The sequence below is a fragment of the Novosphingobium sp. BF6 genome (assembly GCF_058273105.1).
In genome coordinates, this window is sequence record NZ_CM177776.1 from 220,001 (window position 1) to 234,186 (window position 14,186).

Annotated in this window: 16 protein-coding genes; 8 read left to right on the forward strand and 8 right to left on the reverse strand. The window is 65.5% G+C overall.

Features of this window, described 5'->3' with window-relative positions; translation table 11 throughout:
* Window positions 1-299 precede the first annotated feature (299 nt).
* The 5 genes from AC4D6D_RS16470 to AC4D6D_RS16490 all read left to right on the forward strand — a co-directional run bounded on the left by AC4D6D_RS16470 (window position 300) and on the right by AC4D6D_RS16490 (window position 6,647).
* Window positions 300-1,292 (forward strand): glycosyltransferase, encoded by a 993-nt coding sequence (locus AC4D6D_RS16470; RefSeq protein WP_491328153.1) that lies wholly within the window; start codon window positions 300-302, stop codon window positions 1,290-1,292.
* Window positions 1,293-1,297: 5 nt separating this feature from the next.
* Entirely contained in the window at window positions 1,298-2,749 is a 1,452-nt protein-coding gene (locus AC4D6D_RS16475) for an oligosaccharide flippase family protein (RefSeq protein ID WP_491328154.1), read from the forward strand.
* Between the two features lie 3 nt (window positions 2,750-2,752).
* Window positions 2,753-3,661: a beta-1,6-N-acetylglucosaminyltransferase gene (locus AC4D6D_RS16480; protein WP_491328155.1), complete on the forward strand. Its 909-nt coding sequence runs from the start codon at window positions 2,753-2,755 to the stop codon at window positions 3,659-3,661.
* A 65-nt stretch (window positions 3,662-3,726) separates the two neighbouring features.
* On the forward strand, window positions 3,727-4,752 hold the full coding sequence (locus tag AC4D6D_RS16485) for a retropepsin-like aspartic protease (protein ID WP_491328156.1): 1,026 nt from the start codon (window positions 3,727-3,729) through the stop codon (window positions 4,750-4,752).
* 74 nt (window positions 4,753-4,826) lie between these two features.
* Complete coding sequence (locus AC4D6D_RS16490) at window positions 4,827-6,647, forward strand: ABCB family ABC transporter ATP-binding protein/permease (protein ID WP_491328157.1); 1,821 nt, start codon at window positions 4,827-4,829, stop codon at window positions 6,645-6,647.
* A 235-nt stretch (window positions 6,648-6,882) separates the two neighbouring features.
* Here the strand turns inward: AC4D6D_RS16490 and AC4D6D_RS16495 are convergent, their stop codons facing one another.
* From AC4D6D_RS16495 to AC4D6D_RS16520, 6 genes are all read right to left on the reverse strand, one after another.
* The gene (locus AC4D6D_RS16495) at window positions 6,883-7,083 is read right to left on the reverse strand and encodes a DUF1737 domain-containing protein (RefSeq protein WP_021235064.1); all 201 of its coding nucleotides are present in this window, start codon (window positions 7,081-7,083) and stop codon (window positions 6,883-6,885) included.
* 25 nt (window positions 7,084-7,108) lie between these two features.
* Window positions 7,109-7,786: a phytanoyl-CoA dioxygenase family protein gene (locus AC4D6D_RS16500; protein ID WP_491328158.1), complete on the reverse strand. Its 678-nt coding sequence runs from the start codon at window positions 7,784-7,786 to the stop codon at window positions 7,109-7,111.
* Between the two features lie 26 nt (window positions 7,787-7,812).
* Window positions 7,813-8,211 (reverse strand): GFA family protein, encoded by a 399-nt coding sequence (locus AC4D6D_RS16505; RefSeq protein WP_491328159.1) that lies wholly within the window; start codon window positions 8,209-8,211, stop codon window positions 7,813-7,815.
* Between the two features lie 102 nt (window positions 8,212-8,313).
* A complete protein-coding gene (gene hslU, locus AC4D6D_RS16510) occupies window positions 8,314-9,612 on the reverse strand; it encodes an ATP-dependent protease ATPase subunit HslU (protein WP_491328160.1) in 1,299 nt (432 codons plus the stop codon).
* A 13-nt stretch (window positions 9,613-9,625) separates the two neighbouring features.
* Complete coding sequence (gene hslV, locus AC4D6D_RS16515; protein WP_334184565.1) at window positions 9,626-10,195, reverse strand: ATP-dependent protease subunit HslV; 570 nt, start codon at window positions 10,193-10,195, stop codon at window positions 9,626-9,628.
* A 148-nt stretch (window positions 10,196-10,343) separates the two neighbouring features.
* The gene (locus AC4D6D_RS16520; RefSeq protein ID WP_186829936.1) at window positions 10,344-10,838 is read right to left on the reverse strand and encodes an outer membrane protein assembly factor BamE domain-containing protein; all 495 of its coding nucleotides are present in this window, start codon (window positions 10,836-10,838) and stop codon (window positions 10,344-10,346) included.
* A gap of 169 nt (window positions 10,839-11,007) precedes the next feature.
* Between AC4D6D_RS16520 and AC4D6D_RS16525 the strand changes: the two genes are divergently transcribed.
* Both AC4D6D_RS16525 and AC4D6D_RS16530 read left to right on the forward strand, forming a co-directional pair.
* Complete coding sequence (locus AC4D6D_RS16525; protein ID WP_491328161.1) at window positions 11,008-11,523, forward strand: ubiquinol-cytochrome C chaperone family protein; 516 nt, start codon at window positions 11,008-11,010, stop codon at window positions 11,521-11,523.
* Window positions 11,520-12,053 carry a YceD family protein gene (locus tag AC4D6D_RS16530; protein ID WP_491328162.1) on the forward strand — a complete coding sequence of 178 codons (534 nt, stop codon included), beginning with the start codon at window positions 11,520-11,522 and terminating at the stop codon, window positions 12,051-12,053. Before AC4D6D_RS16525 ends, AC4D6D_RS16530 begins: the two co-directional genes overlap by 4 nt.
* Before the next feature lie 153 nt (window positions 12,054-12,206).
* On the opposite strand, the gene AC4D6D_RS16535 is transcribed toward AC4D6D_RS16530, so the two are convergent.
* The gene (locus AC4D6D_RS16535) at window positions 12,207-12,806 is read right to left on the reverse strand and encodes a hypothetical protein (protein WP_491328163.1); all 600 of its coding nucleotides are present in this window, start codon (window positions 12,804-12,806) and stop codon (window positions 12,207-12,209) included.
* Window positions 12,807-12,986: 180 nt separating this feature from the next.
* Here AC4D6D_RS16535 and AC4D6D_RS16540 point away from each other — a divergent pair, with 180 nt between their 5' ends.
* Window positions 12,987-13,385, forward strand: coding sequence for a hypothetical protein (locus tag AC4D6D_RS16540; RefSeq protein ID WP_491328164.1), 399 nt, complete (start codon window positions 12,987-12,989; stop codon window positions 13,383-13,385).
* Between the two features lie 3 nt (window positions 13,386-13,388).
* On the opposite strand, the gene AC4D6D_RS16545 is transcribed toward AC4D6D_RS16540, so the two are convergent.
* Entirely contained in the window at window positions 13,389-14,186 is a 798-nt protein-coding gene (locus AC4D6D_RS16545; RefSeq protein ID WP_491328165.1) for a MetQ/NlpA family ABC transporter substrate-binding protein, read from the reverse strand.

Consider the following 14,186-nt stretch of genomic DNA (forward strand, 5'->3'; position numbering starts at 1 on the left):
GAAACCGTGTGGTCCGCTGCGGTGAGAGGCCCTCTAAGACCCACCCACGATTCGGTCAACAACCTAATTTCAAAAAAACGACATTTTCGAAAAATGACCGTTTTCAGCGGGGTTGACCTCCTCGCCGACCAGATATGGGAACGAAAGGGCGATTATCAACCTTTCGCCATGACGGCTCCCCGCCCCGCCCCGTTCGGAAGTACGAGACAGCACCTCACGCTTTCTTTACCAGCCTGGCTTAGGGCCTGAATCGAAAGGCGCATCCTCGACGAGTGCCCGAACGGAGACCTGAAAAGTTCATGCCGAAGCCGGCGATCAGCGTTGCAATGAGCGTCTACAATGGCGAGCGCTTCCTGGCTCTCGCCTTAGAGAGTGTGCTCGCGCAGAGCTTCACGGACTTCGAACTGCTGGCCCTGGATGACGGATCGTGCGACGGTTCGGCCGAGATCATCAGGCGCTATGCCGCAGCGGATACGCGCATCCGTCCGATCATTCGCGAGAATCGTGGCCTCATCGCCAGTCTCAACGAGCTTCTGACGCTAGCCGAGGCTCCGTTGGTCGCGCGCATGGACGCCGACGATATCTGCCGCCCGGAACGCTTCGCCCGTCAAGTAGCATTTCTGACCGAACATCCGGATTACGGCGTGGTCGGCAGTTGGAGCGAGGATATCGGCGAGCACGGCGAAGCGCTGATCCGCAGCGGTGCCGATCATCCGCTCACCCATGAGGAGTTGCTCGTCGCTATAGAAAGCGGCGAGCAACTGATCTGCCATCCCGCCGTGATGTATCGCCGTGAGGTCGTTCATGCCGTGGGCGGCTATCACGCCGCGTTCCGCCACTGCGAGGACCTCGATCTCTGGCTGCGGCTGTCCAGCGTGACGCGGATGGGCAATATCCCCGAGCGGCTCCTGCGCTATCGCCGCTATCCGGACCAGGTTTCGGCGCGCCATTCGACGGAGCAGCAGATCGGCTCGGTAATCGCCCGCCTCGCATGGGAAGAGCGCCGGGACGGGCGGCCCGATCCGACCGAACATCTCTCCCGCCTTCCAACCATAGACGAACTCGACGAGCTGTTCGGTCGCCCGGGCGTGTCCCATGCGGCCCGCGAGAGAATTGCGCTGGGTCTGCGCTGGTCTCCTGCCGCGATGCGGGATCGCGGTTTCGACATCCTGCTCGACCATGTGCGCAGCGGTGGACGCCGGGATGGACTCTGGCGGACGGTAGCCAGGCTCTTGCGGTTCGGCGAGCCGGTGCGCGCCCTGCGGCTCGCTGCCGCGCTGGCTCGGAACTGACCGCCATGTCGGTTCGCCGCGCCGCGCTCTGGTCCCTCGCCGCCCAATACGCGACTTTCACCATCCAGTTCGTCGCGAGCGTCGTCATCTCGCGGCTGTTCCTGCTGCCCGCCGATGTCGGGCTGTTTTCGATCGCACTAGCCGCCGCGATGCTGGTCTCGATCTTCCAGGACCTGGGGATCACTCGCTTCATCTCCGGTCAGCCGGAAATGAGCCCGGCCGCCCTGCCCCATTACGCCGCCGTCGCCGTGACGATCGGTTGGACCGTCGCCGCCGTCGTCGCGGTTGCGGCGCCGGTCGTGGCGCACTTCTATGCACAGCCCGCCATCGCGCCGCTGCTCTGGCTGATCGCGGCCTCCTATCTCATCACCCCCTATTCCACCGTTCCCGCCGCCCTGCTGGTGCGCGAGATGGACTTCCGCACGCTGTTCCAGGTCAATGCCGGAAGCGCGCTGGCGGGCAACGGCACCGCGATCGCGCTGGCCGCCTGCGGCTTCGGAGCCTCCTCTTTGGCCTGGGGCGTGCTGGCGACGGCGATCGCGCGCGCTGCCATCGCCAATCTCCATCGTCCGGTGCGCCCGCGCATGCCCAAGGACACCGAATCTGTACGGCCCATGCTCGGCTTCAGTTCAATGTCCTTCGTGTTGAGCGCCAGCGCCGCGATCGGCCAGCGTTCGCAGGACCTCATCGTCGGTCGCCTGCTCGGCATCGCCGCGACCGGACTGTTCAGCCGTGCGAGCGCTCTGGCGGGACAGCTCACCACCCTTGTCACCGGGGCGATCGGCAGCGTGTTCTACTCTGCTTTCGCCCGCAAGCGCGATGCCGGAGAGCCGCTGGCGGAGCCATACCTCCACCTCGTCGCCTGCTATACCGCGCTCAACTGGGCCGCGATGATCGGGCTGGCGCTGGCCGCCGAGCCGCTGGTCATGCTGCTCTATGGCCCCAACTGGATCGGTTCGGCATCGCTGCTGCGCTGGACGGCGCTGGGCGAGATCTTCTTCGTCGCCATCCCCTTGCAGATGGACGTGCCCCTGTTGCTCGGCCAGATCCGCCGTCTCGTCTGGGTGAACCTGCTCGACACCGCCGCCGCCGTGGTGATCCTGACAGCGGGCTGCTTCATCAGCCTCGAAGCCGCAGGGATCAGCCGCGTTGTCTACGGCTTCGTCTGGTGGGTGATCTACGCGGTCTATCTGGGCCGACTGATCGGGTTCCGCTTCGGCGCGCTGATGACCGTTTATATGCGCAGCGGCATCTGCGCGCTCGCCGCCGGAGTGCCGCTGATGATCGCGCGCTGGCAAGGCATGGACCTCGGACTGCTCGCCCTGCTCCTGCTGAGCGCAAGCGGCGTCCTTGCCTGGCTGGCCGCCCTGGCCGCAACACGCCATCCCGCCTGGAAGGAAGTGCGGATGATGATGGACGCGCTGTCCCGCCCGATCCTTTCACGCCGCGCGGGCTGAGCCATGCGGATGGCCTATCTGCTGCTGGCCCACGATGCGTCCGAGCAACTCGAACGGCTGATCGAAACCCTGCTTGCCGGAGACACGGAGGATTTCGCAGTGATCCATGCCGACCGCCGTTCGGCGCTCTGGCATGGCGTGCGGCAACGCCTGCCCGAACCGGCGGGGCGCGTCCATCTCGTAACGGACCCGGTGGTGGTGCGCTGGGGACATTGGAGCCAGGTCGCCGCCACAGCAAAGCTCGTGCGCGAGGCCGTCCGCCTCGGCTGCGACCATGCTCATCTGCTCAGCGGCGCAGACTGGCCGATCATCGCACGCAGCGATCTGGCGGCAAGGCTCGGTGAAGGCCTCTGCCATGTCGAAGTCCGCCCCGGCCACATGGCCGAGCGCATGCAGACTTATCGCTTCGACACCCGCTGGCTGCGGCTAGATCCCGCGCGGGACCGGATTTCCTATGCCGCGACATGGGAACTTCGCCGCCTCGCGCGCTGGCTCGACCGGGCGCGCGGCAGGTTCGGCCGAGAGCGTTCGCAGCCATTCGGCCCCTGGGCCTATGGCTCGCAGTGGTGGTCGCTGCCCGCCGATGCGCTGGAGATGCTAGCCCGCGAACTGCCGCTTTTGCTCAGCAACGGACGGCTGAAAGGCACGCTCTGCTGCGACGAGCATGTCGTGCCGACCCTGATCGCCCGCTTCTTCCCGAACCGGATCGCCGGAAACCGCCGCTTCGTGCAGTTTCCCGGCGGCGCATCCAGCCCGCGCCTGCTGGATGCCCACGACCTTCCCGAAATCGCGGGCAGCGGCGACTGGTTCATGCGCAAGGTCTCGCTCAAGCACGATCCGTTCTTCCTCGCGCTGCCCGCTGCGCCAGATGCCCCGGATCGGGACGCACGGGGTGCGGAAACGTTAGGATAGCACCCCGCACGGTGGTATGATCGGCCCTGCGACATCCGCAAAATAGCGGTGCGCAGGAGAGAACGATGCCAGGAGCAGCCCTCGGGCTGACGCTCCTCTTCGCCGAACTGGCGATTATGGGCGCCAAGCCTGTACCCTCACAGCCTTCGACTGTTCAGCCCATACCGGTGCAACCGGCGCCTGCTCAGCCCGTGCCCTTTGCGGTCCAGACCCCGAGAGCCGGGATCCCGCATCTGGAAACCGATATGGACGCCCCGATCCAGGGCCAGACCGACAACGATGATCGCATGACGGTTCCCGTCGGCCTCCAGGGGCGCGGCACCTACCGCTTCCTGATCGATACCGGCTCACAGGCCACCGTCGTTTCCTCGGCGCTGGCCGGAGCGCTCGGGCTGGTGCAGGGACCGCCGGTGACGGTCATCAGCATGGGCGGCACCACCCGCGTCGCCACTGCCCGCCTCGAATCGCTGGATATCGGGCTGCAATCCTACTTCGACCTCACCGTGCCGCTGCTGGACCGCCAGCATATCGGCGCGGACGGCATTGTCGGCACCGACAGCCTGCAGAACCAGCGCGTGGTGCTCGATTTCACGAAGAACACGATCGCCATCGGCGACGCCCAGAGCCTCGGCGGCAGCAGCGGTTACGAGATCGTCGTGCGCGCCCGCAAGAAGGAAGGGCGACTGATCATGACCAATGCCACGATCGACGGCATCCGCGTCGACGTGGTGATCGATACCGGCTCCAGTACCACGATCGGCAACCTCGCCCTGCAACGCGCGGTGCGCGACAGGTTCGCCGGGCAGACCACTCTGCTTTCGGTGACGGGACACGAATTGCCAGCTGGTCTCGGCTTTGCGGAGAAGTTGCAGATCGACGATGCCTTCCTGTCGAACGTGCTGATCGCCTTCGCCGATGCGCCCGCCTTCAAGGAACTGAAGCTGGTCAAGCGCCCGGCGATCTTCCTCGGCATGCACGAGCTGCGGGCCTTCCGGCGCGTCGCCATCGATTTCCCGACCCGGCGCATCCTGTTCGACGTGCCGAAGAAGGGAGGGTCGGATTCGAGGGTACCGAATTCCAAGGGATCGTGAGGAACGTCTGCAAGCCATGGCGCATTCGCCAACCGCATGATTGTCTATCGCACCCGGCACCCTAAATAGCGCCGATGCCACCAGACACCGCCGTCAACGATTCGCGCGCCCGCCACGACGGCTGGCGCACCCTGCTGCGCTTCATGCCGTACCTCTGGCCGGCTGGAAATCCGGCGCTGCGCTGGCGGATCGTCTGGGCCTGCCTGTTCATCCTGCTCTCCACCGCGACCCAGCTCGCCCTGCCCTATCTGATGAAGTGGGCGGTCGACCTGATGGGCGCGACGGGTCCGAAGCTGGTGCAGCTGGCGATGCTCATGGTGCTCGGCTACGCGGCGGGACGCCTGATCCAGACCGCTTTCGACAATTTCCGCAACATCGTGTTCGAGCGCGTGGGGCAGGACGCGACGCGCGAACTGGCGGAGAACGTGTTCGGCCAGCTCCACCGCCTCTCGCTGCGCTTCCACCTCGCCCGCCGCACCGGCGAAGTGACCAAGACGATCGAGCGCGGCACCAAGAGCATCGACACGATGCTCTACTTCATGCTGTTCAACATCGCGCCGACGATCCTGCAACTGCTGGTCGTGGCGGTGATCTTCTACATCAACTTCGGCCCCGGACTCGTTATCGCCACCGCCGTCGCGATCGCCGCCTATATCTGGGTGACGCGCACGATCACCGAATGGCGCACCAAGCTGCGCGAGCAGATGAACCGGCTCGACGGACAGGCCCTCGCCCGCGCGGTGGATTCGCTGCTCAACTACGAAACGGTGAAATACTTCTCCGCCGAGCACCGCGAGCAGGAGCGTTACGCCCAGGCGACGCGGGCCTATTCCGTCGCCGCCGTGAAAAGCGAGAACTCGCTGGGCCTGCTCAACATCGCCCAGGGCGTGGTGATCAACCTGCTGATGGCGGGCGCGCTCGGCTATACCGTCTGGGGCTGGTACAAGGGGAACTACACGGCGGGCCAGCTCGTCTTCGTGCAGACCTACCTGACCCAGCTGTTCCGCCCGCTCGACATGCTGGGCATGGTCTACCGCACGATCCGGCAGGGCCTGATCGACATGGCGGAGATGTTCCGCCTGCTCGACGAGCCTCAGGAAGTTTCCGACAAGCCCGGCGCTCCGGCGCTGGTGATCCGGCAGCCTTCGATCGTGTTCGACAATGTGGTGTTCGGCTATGAGCCCGACCGCCGCATCCTCAAGGGCCTGTCCTTCGAGGTCCCCGCCGGGCAGAATTTCGCCGTCGTCGGCCCCTCGGGCGCGGGCAAGTCCACCCTCGCGCGGCTGCTTTTCCGCTTCTACGACCCGCAGGAAGGCCGCATCCTGATCGACGGGCAGGACGTCGCCGGGGTGTCGCAGGAATCCCTGCGTGCCGCGATCGGCATCGTCCCGCAGGATTCGGTGCTGTTCAACGACACCATCGGCTACAACATCGGCTACGGCCGAGACGATTCCACGCAAGCCGATATCGAACTCGCCGCGCGCGGCGCCGCGCTGATGGGCCTGATCGACCGCCTGCCGCAGGGTTTCGCCACCGAAGTCGGCGAACGCGGCCTCAAGCTCTCCGGCGGCGAGAAGCAGCGCGTCGCCATTGCCCGGACGCTCGTGAAGAACCCGCCGATCCTGCTGCTGGACGAGGCCACTTCGGCGCTGGATACCCGTACCGAGCAGGACATTCTCGCCACGCTCCACCGCGTCTCGGAAAACCGCACGAGCCTGTCGATCGCCCACCGCCTTTCGACGATCGCGGATTCGGACCGGATTCTCGTGCTGAACGAGGGGCGGCTCTCCGAGAGCGGCACGCACGGAGAACTCCTCCGGCAGGACGGCCTCTACGCCGAAATGTGGGCGCGTCAGGCAGCGGAGGCCGAAGCGATGATCGAAGCCGCACAATAGACGAGAAACGGCGGGAACGCAGGGGCGGCTTGCTGGTTAAGGGATGCAACATATCCGGGAAACGCCCGGACATGCCCGAACCGGAGCCCGCCACCTCGTGAGATTCCCGCCGCTTTCCGCCATTCTGCTGCACATGGCCGCACTGACGCCGCTGATTTCCGCAGCGCTTATACCCGGCGTACTTTTCGGCTCGTAAGACATTTCGGCCCGGAGAGACGGCTGGAGCCGCTCCCGATCATTTCACGACATCGGCCTCATGCCATACGACGGCCTGCGCCGCTTTCATGCAGTTTTCCGCCGTATCCCATGACAGCGACGGCGAACCATAGAGCCGCCAGCCCTGCGCCAACGCTTCCGAGACCCGCTCGCAGAAGGCTCGGTCGTCGGCGCCGGTGAGCAGGCGGTAGATCGGACGGTCCTCGGGGGTCTGGTACATCGGGCATCTCTTTCGCTATCGAATATCAGATGCCTAGCCACTCCAGCGGTGCTGGCAAGTCCCCCGCCGCGTAATCGACTTGCAGGACGCGGCGGCGGCGCCCCGGTTCTGCGGCATGAGAGGCATGGAGAATCGGCGTGCGATAGATCCAGACGTCCCCTACCTCGGCCAGACAGGAAAAGACCGGCGCCCGCGCGACCACCGCCTCCACGTCACCGACAGGAATGCGCCCAAGCCGGTGCGAACCCGGCACGATCAACAGCGGCGCGTTTCCGGCATCGACCGGATCGAGGTGAATCCGCACCGTCAGCATGGCCTCGATCACCGCGAAAGGCGGCTCGACGTGGCGAATGCCTTGCTTGACCGTCCATGGCCCGAAGCCCGGCAAATCGGCTGCGGCCCGAACCGCAATGGTCCGATCCTGATGCCAGCCGAGCGACCAGTCGGCCCGCTCGTTCTTGTCGAACAGCACCGCCCTGACCGGCCGCACAGGGGTATCGGCAAGTTCAGCAACCGCCACACCGACCGGATGGTCCGGACCCAGCAGATGCGCCAGTCCGGCGTCTCCGGCGATGCGGGTTCCCGCGCGGCCGTCCGGCCATTTCGCAAGGACTTCGGCCAGTGCCTCCAGCATCGATAGCGCCAGCCCCCGCTGGACACTCGCCCCGTCGCGCTCCAGTTCCAGCGACCGCGCGCCGGACATGGCTGCGCAAAGGCCGGTCGAGGCACTCACCCCGGATAACGATCGAATTCGGGAAGCTCGCCGAGATGCTTCATCCAGCCGATGCGCTCGGCGACCTGGATATGGGCGCCGGGCGGCAGGGCATCGGGGTCATCGAGCGTGGCGACCTGGATATCGACGAGGCCGGGCAGATAGGCCTCGTTGGTATAAAGAAGACCGGTGCCGCAACGCGGGCAAAAATGACGCATGGCCTCACCGCTGGAATTGTAGACCGTCGGCTGGCCCGAAATCAGTGCGAACTCCGATGTCTTGAATGCGGCCCAGGCCACTGTCGGTGCGCCGGACGACTTGCGGCAGTCGGCACAATGGCAAAGCGCAACGTGCTCCGGCTCACCCTCGACGGTGTAGCGAACATCGCCGCATTGGCATCCACCTTCCAACTTCATTGCGAATCTCCCTGACGATGCAGGAGAGGCTAACCGATCAGTCAGAACATTCAAGGAACAAATGCGCCGTCCCGGATCATCTCCGAGACGGCGCAAAGAGTGTTAGAGAATATACTTCGACAGGTCGGCATTGCCTGCCAGACCGTCCAGCTTGTCGCGGACATAGGCCTCGTCGATGGTCACGGTCTCGCCCTTGCGGTCCTCGGCTTCGAAGCTGAGTTCCTCCAGCAGCTTTTCCATGACCGTCTGGAGGCGACGAGCGCCGATGTTCTCGACACTCTCGTTCACCAGTGCGGCGATGCGGGCGATCTCGACCACGGCGCCTTCGGTAACCTCCACCGCGACTTCCTCGGTGGCGAGCAGCGCCTTGTACTGCGCCACCAGGTTCGCGCGGGTCTCGGAGAGAATGCGCACGAAGTCCTTCTCGGTCAGCGCCTTCAGTTCGACCCGGATCGGCAGGCGGCCCTGGAGTTCGGGCAGCATGTCGCTCGGCTTGGCGACGTGGAAGGCGCCGCTGGCGATGAAGAGCACATGATCAGTCTTCATCGGGCCGTACTTGGTGGCGACGGTGGTGCCCTCGATCAGCGGCAGCAGGTCGCGCTGCACGCCTTCACGGCTGACCGAACCGCCGCGCACGTCCGAGACGGCGATCTTGTCGATCTCGTCGAGGAAGACGATGCCGTTGGTCTCGGCATTGGCCAGCGCGGTGCGGGCGACGTCGTCCTGGTCCAGGCGCTTTTCCGACTCTTCGTCGACCAGCTTGTCCCAGGCATCGGGCACTTTCATCTTGCGGCGAGTCAGCTTCTGGCCGCCGAACTTGCCCATGATGTCCGACAGGTTGATCATGCCGACCGAGCCGCCCATGCCGGGAATCTCCATCGGCGCCGAGGGGCTGTCCTCGACCTCGATCTCGACTTCGGTCTCGTTCATGGCGTTTTCGGTGATGCGCTGGTGGAACGAGGCGCGTGTGGCCTCGGAAGCGCCCTCGCCGACGAGCGCGTTGAGCAAGCGCTCCATCGCCGCCTTCGAGGCCGCCTCGCGCACGGATTCACGGCGGCGCTCCTTCTCAAGACGGATCGCTTCCTCCACGAGGTCGCGCGCGATCTGCTCCACGTCGCGGCCGACATAGCCGACTTCGGTGAACTTGGTGGCTTCCACCTTCACGAAGGGTGCATCGGCCAGCTTGGCGAGGCGGCGGCTGATCTCGGTCTTGCCGCAGCCCGTCGGGCCGATCATCAGGATGTTCTTCGGCGTCACCTCGTCGCGCAGTTCGAGCGAGAGCTTCTGGCGGCGCCAGCGGTTGCGCAGGGCGACGGCGACGGCCTTCTTGGCTTCGGTCTGGCCGATGATGTGCTCATCCAGCGCGCGGACGATCGCCTTGGGGGTCAGGTTGTCTTTCATGATGTCGATGATCTCAGATGGTCTCGACCGTCACGCGGTCGTTGGTGAAGACGCAGATGTCGGCGGCGACGGCCATGGCGCGGCGGGCGATCTGCTCCGCATCGGTTTCATAGCCGTCGATCGCGCGGGCGGCGGCGAGCGCATAGTTGCCGCCCGAGCCGATCGCGGTTATCTGGCTTTCCGGGCCGCCTTCCGGCTCCAGCACGTCGCCATTGCCGGTCAGCACCAGCAGCGTGTCCGCGTCGGCCACGATCATCAGCGCTTCGAGGTTGCGGAGGTACTTGTCGGTGCGCCAGTCCTTGGCGAGTTCCACGGCGGCGCGCATGAGCTGGCCGCGATGCTGCTCCAGCTTGCGCTCCAGCCGTTCGAACAGGGTGAAGGCGTCGGCGGTGGCGCCCGCGAAGCCCGCGATCACCTTTCCATCGCCGATGCGGCGCACCTTGCGCGCATTGGGTTTCATCACCGTATTGCCCATGGAGACTTGTCCGTCACCGGCGATGACGGTCTTGCCGCCCTTCTTCACGCCGATGATGGTCGTTCCGTGCCACTGGATCAGGCCGTGGCTGGCCGCGCTATTATCCATGCCGCGGATATATGGCGCCATTCGCAGGGTTCAACCACCGAAGACGCACAGCGGCATGTCCTATTCGCAACAAAAAACGTCCGCGAAACCCATGTGGTTTCGCGGACGTTTTTGCGGGACGATTCGTCCCCGGCGTTTCCTGTCAGGATCAGCTGCCGTTCGGGCCGGGTCCGGTCGGACCTCCCGGAGCGCCCATGCCGGAGGCGCCGACCTGGCCGATATTGCCGAACAGGTCTTCCAGCAGGCCGCGATGACGGCCGAGTGTGGGCGTCTTGTCGCCATTGGGGCTGATCCGCGCGACCTGCTCCATGCCGCGCTTGTCGACACCGACGACGTTGCCCGCCGTATCGAAGCGCACGCGCAGCACGGTCTGCTCCGACGTCTGCGGGCGGCGGAACGGCGGGGTCTTCACCGTCTGCGAGATGTAATAGTAATCCTTCTCGCCGAACTGGCTGATGAACGTCGGGCGGCCGAGGGTCTTTTCCACCGAAACGCGGTTGTCGATGCCGGGCTGTACCGAATCGAGCAGCGTCTGGTCGATCAGGTAACCGCGGTGATCGCGCACCGAAGTGCATCCTGCCGTCAGCGCAGCCAGCGCCAGCGCGATGCCTGCCGCCTTAGCCATGTGACCGTAACTGCGCATTTTCCCACTCCATTCGAGGCCTGGACCTGCCTCGGGCATTGCCACCCGGCGCAGGGCCCATATATCGGCCAGATAACGGCACCGAGCCTTAAAGCCCGCCAGCCCGTCACGCAATGGGCGTTGGGACAGGTCGATTGAATTGCCGATGAACGAAAGGTCAGACTGTCCGATGTCCCTGCTTTCCCGTCTCGTCGGCAAGAGTTCCGATCCGCGCGGCGAAGTCCGCCCCCTATGGCACCGCGTGGTGGAGATCGCCCGCGAAAAGCCCTGGTATGCCGAGTTCGGCGTGGCCGACACCGTGGCGGGCCGCTTCGATGCAGTGACGCTGGTGCTGGCCCTCGTCATGCTGCGCATGGAGCGCGACAAGACGCTGATAACGCCTTCCGTGCACCTGACCGAGCTGTTCGTGGACGACATGGACGGGCAGCTTCGCCAGTCGGGCGTCGGCGACCTCGTGGTGGGCAAGCGCATGGGCAAGCTGATGAGCGTGCTCGGCGGGCGCATCGGCGCCTTGCGCGAAGCGCTTCCGCTGGGCGACGCGGCGCTGGCCGAAGTGCTCGGCCGCAACATGACGCTGATCGAAGGCGCCGACCGTCTCGCTCTTGCCGGACAGGTGCAGGCGCTGGCCCGCCGGCTCGATGCCGTTACCGACCATGACCTCCTGAACGCGAGCATTGCGCGATGACCGATATTCCCGCCCATACCCCCGAATTCTCCCGCACCGTCGACATCCGTCAGGCCGAGGGCAAGGCCCATCACATCGTCGAGGCCGATGCCGCCGAGCGCGAGGCCCTCGCCGCGCGCTTCGGCCTCGTGCGGATCGACCGGCTCGATGCCGATCTCGAACTCGAACGCAAGGACCGCAAGGTCGAGGCGCGCGGACGGATCCGCGCCGATTACATACAGGCCTGCGCCGTCTCCGCCGAGGATATTGCGGTCTCGCTGGACGAGCCGGTGTTCTTCCGCTTCGTGCCGGAAGCCGACGACCATACTCCCGACGAGGAGATCGAACTCGATGCGGACGACTGCGACGAGATCGACTATAGCGGCAGCCACATCGACATCGGCGAAGCGGTTGCGCAGAGTCTGGCGCTGTCGATCGACCCGTTCCTCACCGGCCCCGAGGCCGACAGCGCCCGCAAGGCCGCCGGAATCGGTACGCCCGAGGACAACAGCCCCTTCGCGGCGCTGAAGGGGTTCGGCCAGAAGGAGTAAGAGTCTGTTTGGAAATTCGCGGCACGCGAATTTCAGCGGCACCGGCCCTCTCCCCCACCCGACCTCCCACGAGTGTATCCTGATGGGAGGTCGGGTGGGGGAGAGGGCCGGTGCTGCTACGAAAATGCCCGAAAGGGCATTTTCCAAACGAACTCAATCCGGCGCGATGAGCCGGTAAGCGCCGCCCATGAGCCGCGTCACTTCCTCGCGGCTCAGGACATATTGCGGCTCGTAGCTCAGGCCCGAATGGCGGGTCCGGCGCCAGAGGTCGACGTAGAGGCCCTTGTCCTGCCCGAACACCGAATGGACGTGGCGCGCCAGTTCCGCCGGGCAATCGGTGGAATAGGCGGCGCGGAACAGACCGATATCGACCACGTAAGGCCCCACCATGACCCAGACGTGGCCGCTCCAGAGGAGGTCCTCGGCGCCGAACACGGCCGCGCCGTCCACCGGCGCACGGCGGCCGTAGACCGGCACTCCGTCCACCGCGAGCACGCCCGCCACGACATGGACCGGCGCCGAAAGGTGCCGTTCGAGTTGGACCGCCAGAGCCGCGCTGAGCCACGCCGCCATCGGCGCGCCTTCGCTGGCCTCGGCCTTGGGAAAGACCTTCAGGATTTCTACCGCCGAAGCCGCCAGCCGCGCCTTGTCGGCATCGGCCATCTCGTAGGCCTTGAACGCCTTGGCCTCGGCCCAGCCGTGCTGGGCGGCGACCAGCTTGCCCAGCTGGATCAGGTCTTTTGCCACTGTCATCTTGTTAGAACTTGTCCTGCTGTAGCGCTCTTCGCCCGGCCCCTTAGAGGAGCTTCCCCGGCGGGCCAAGGCGGGATTCCCGGCCGTTTCGAGTCATGACATTTGCTGTTGGGGACTTGCCGCCGCCCGGCGTCGGTGAGATCACCTGTCGCAACCGCCTGCAAACAGCGAGAAAAGCCCATGCGCCTGCCTGCCCTTCTGGCCCTTTCCCTCACTGCACTCGCCCTGCCCGCAGGCGCACAAGTGAAGGACAGCCACGGCAACGAACTCACTGTCGGCAGGCCGCTGAAGCCCGTGGCCGACTACAACGGCGGCACCATCAGCAAGGGCCGCGCGGCCCAGTGCAGGATCGACGACGGCGCGCGGCGGCTCTGCACGTTCTACCCCCGCAACGGCGACGGCAGCTTCGCCATCGACGTGGACGGCCTTGCCTATTACGCGGACAAGACCTCTTCGTCTCAGGTCGTGGTCGATTACGACAACGGCGCCCGCCTCGTGTCGCAGGGCCTCTTCACGCGCAGCAAGCGCGATCCGGCCTGCTGGGTCCAGGGAACCAGCCGCCGGATCTGCGTATACTGAGACTTAGAAGGCCGGAAGCACCGCACCTTCATACTTGCGCTGGATGAAGGCCTTCACCTCCGGACTGCGCAGCGCGGCAATGAGCTTGGCGACGCGCGGATCCGACTTGGCCTTCTCAGTGCCGACCACGAAGTTGACGTAAGGGCTGTCCTTGTCCTCGATCAGCAGCGCGTCGCGCACCGGGTTGAGCCCGGCGTCGAGCGCATAGTTGGTATTGATCATCGCCAGATCGACCTCGCCCAGCACGCGCGGCAGGGTGGCAGCCTCGATCTCGCGGAACTTCAGGTGCTTCGGGTTGGCGACGACATCCTTGGGCGTGGCCGATATGCTCTTGGGGTCGCGCAAGGTGATGAGGCCGCCCTTGGCGAGCAATTGCAGGGCGCGGCCGCTGTTGCTCGGCTCGTTGGGAATGGCGACGGTGGCGCCGTCCGGCAACGCGTCGATTTTCTTCCACTTGCGCGAATAGGCGCCGAACGGCTCGACATGGATGCCGGCGATCGGCACCAGATGGGTGCCCTTGGCCTTGTTGAACTCGTCGAGGTAAGGCCCGGTCTGGAAGTAGTTCACGTCGATCCGGCCTTCGGAGACCTGGACGTTGGGCTGGACGTAGTCGTTGAAGACCTTCACGTCGAGCTTGAGGCCTTCCTTCGCCAGGACCGGCTTCACGACTTCCAGGATTTCCGCATGGGGAACCGCCGTGGCGGCCACCGTCAGGACATTGGGATCGCTCGGCGCGGCCGACTTGCCGCAACCGGCAAGCAGCAGGGAGACGAAGGCGGCAAGGAGCAAGCGTCGCTGCAT

Excerpts from the sequence above, each read along its gene's own strand:
- AC4D6D_RS16470 (WP_491328153.1), top strand. The coding sequence starts at position 300 with ATGCCGAAGCCGGCGATCAGCGTTGCAATGAGCGTCTACAATGGCGAG.
- AC4D6D_RS16475 (WP_491328154.1), top strand. The coding sequence starts at position 1,298 with ATGTCGGTTCGCCGCGCCGCGCTCTGGTCCCTCGCCGCCCAATACGCG.
- AC4D6D_RS16480 (WP_491328155.1), top strand. The coding sequence starts at position 2,753 with ATGCGGATGGCCTATCTGCTGCTGGCCCACGATGCGTCCGAGCAACTC.
- AC4D6D_RS16485 (WP_491328156.1), top strand. The coding sequence starts at position 3,727 with ATGCCAGGAGCAGCCCTCGGGCTGACGCTCCTCTTCGCCGAACTGGCG.
- AC4D6D_RS16490 (WP_491328157.1), top strand. The coding sequence starts at position 4,827 with ATGCCACCAGACACCGCCGTCAACGATTCGCGCGCCCGCCACGACGGC.
- AC4D6D_RS16495 (WP_021235064.1), bottom strand. The coding sequence starts at position 7,083 with ATGTACCAGACCCCCGAGGACCGTCCGATCTACCGCCTGCTCACCGGC.
- AC4D6D_RS16500 (WP_491328158.1), bottom strand. The coding sequence starts at position 7,786 with ATGTCCGGCGCGCGGTCGCTGGAACTGGAGCGCGACGGGGCGAGTGTC.
- AC4D6D_RS16505 (WP_491328159.1), bottom strand. The coding sequence starts at position 8,211 with ATGAAGTTGGAAGGTGGATGCCAATGCGGCGATGTTCGCTACACCGTC.
- hslU (WP_491328160.1), bottom strand. The coding sequence starts at position 9,612 with ATGAAAGACAACCTGACCCCCAAGGCGATCGTCCGCGCGCTGGATGAG.
- hslV (WP_334184565.1), bottom strand. The coding sequence starts at position 10,195 with ATGGATAATAGCGCGGCCAGCCACGGCCTGATCCAGTGGCACGGAACG.
- AC4D6D_RS16520 (WP_186829936.1), bottom strand. The coding sequence starts at position 10,838 with ATGCGCAGTTACGGTCACATGGCTAAGGCGGCAGGCATCGCGCTGGCG.
- AC4D6D_RS16525 (WP_491328161.1), top strand. The coding sequence starts at position 11,008 with ATGTCCCTGCTTTCCCGTCTCGTCGGCAAGAGTTCCGATCCGCGCGGC.
- AC4D6D_RS16530 (WP_491328162.1), top strand. The coding sequence starts at position 11,520 with ATGACCGATATTCCCGCCCATACCCCCGAATTCTCCCGCACCGTCGAC.
- AC4D6D_RS16535 (WP_491328163.1), bottom strand. The coding sequence starts at position 12,806 with ATGACAGTGGCAAAAGACCTGATCCAGCTGGGCAAGCTGGTCGCCGCC.
- AC4D6D_RS16540 (WP_491328164.1), top strand. The coding sequence starts at position 12,987 with ATGCGCCTGCCTGCCCTTCTGGCCCTTTCCCTCACTGCACTCGCCCTG.
- AC4D6D_RS16545 (WP_491328165.1), bottom strand. The coding sequence starts at position 14,186 with ATGCAGCGACGCTTGCTCCTTGCCGCCTTCGTCTCCCTGCTGCTTGCC.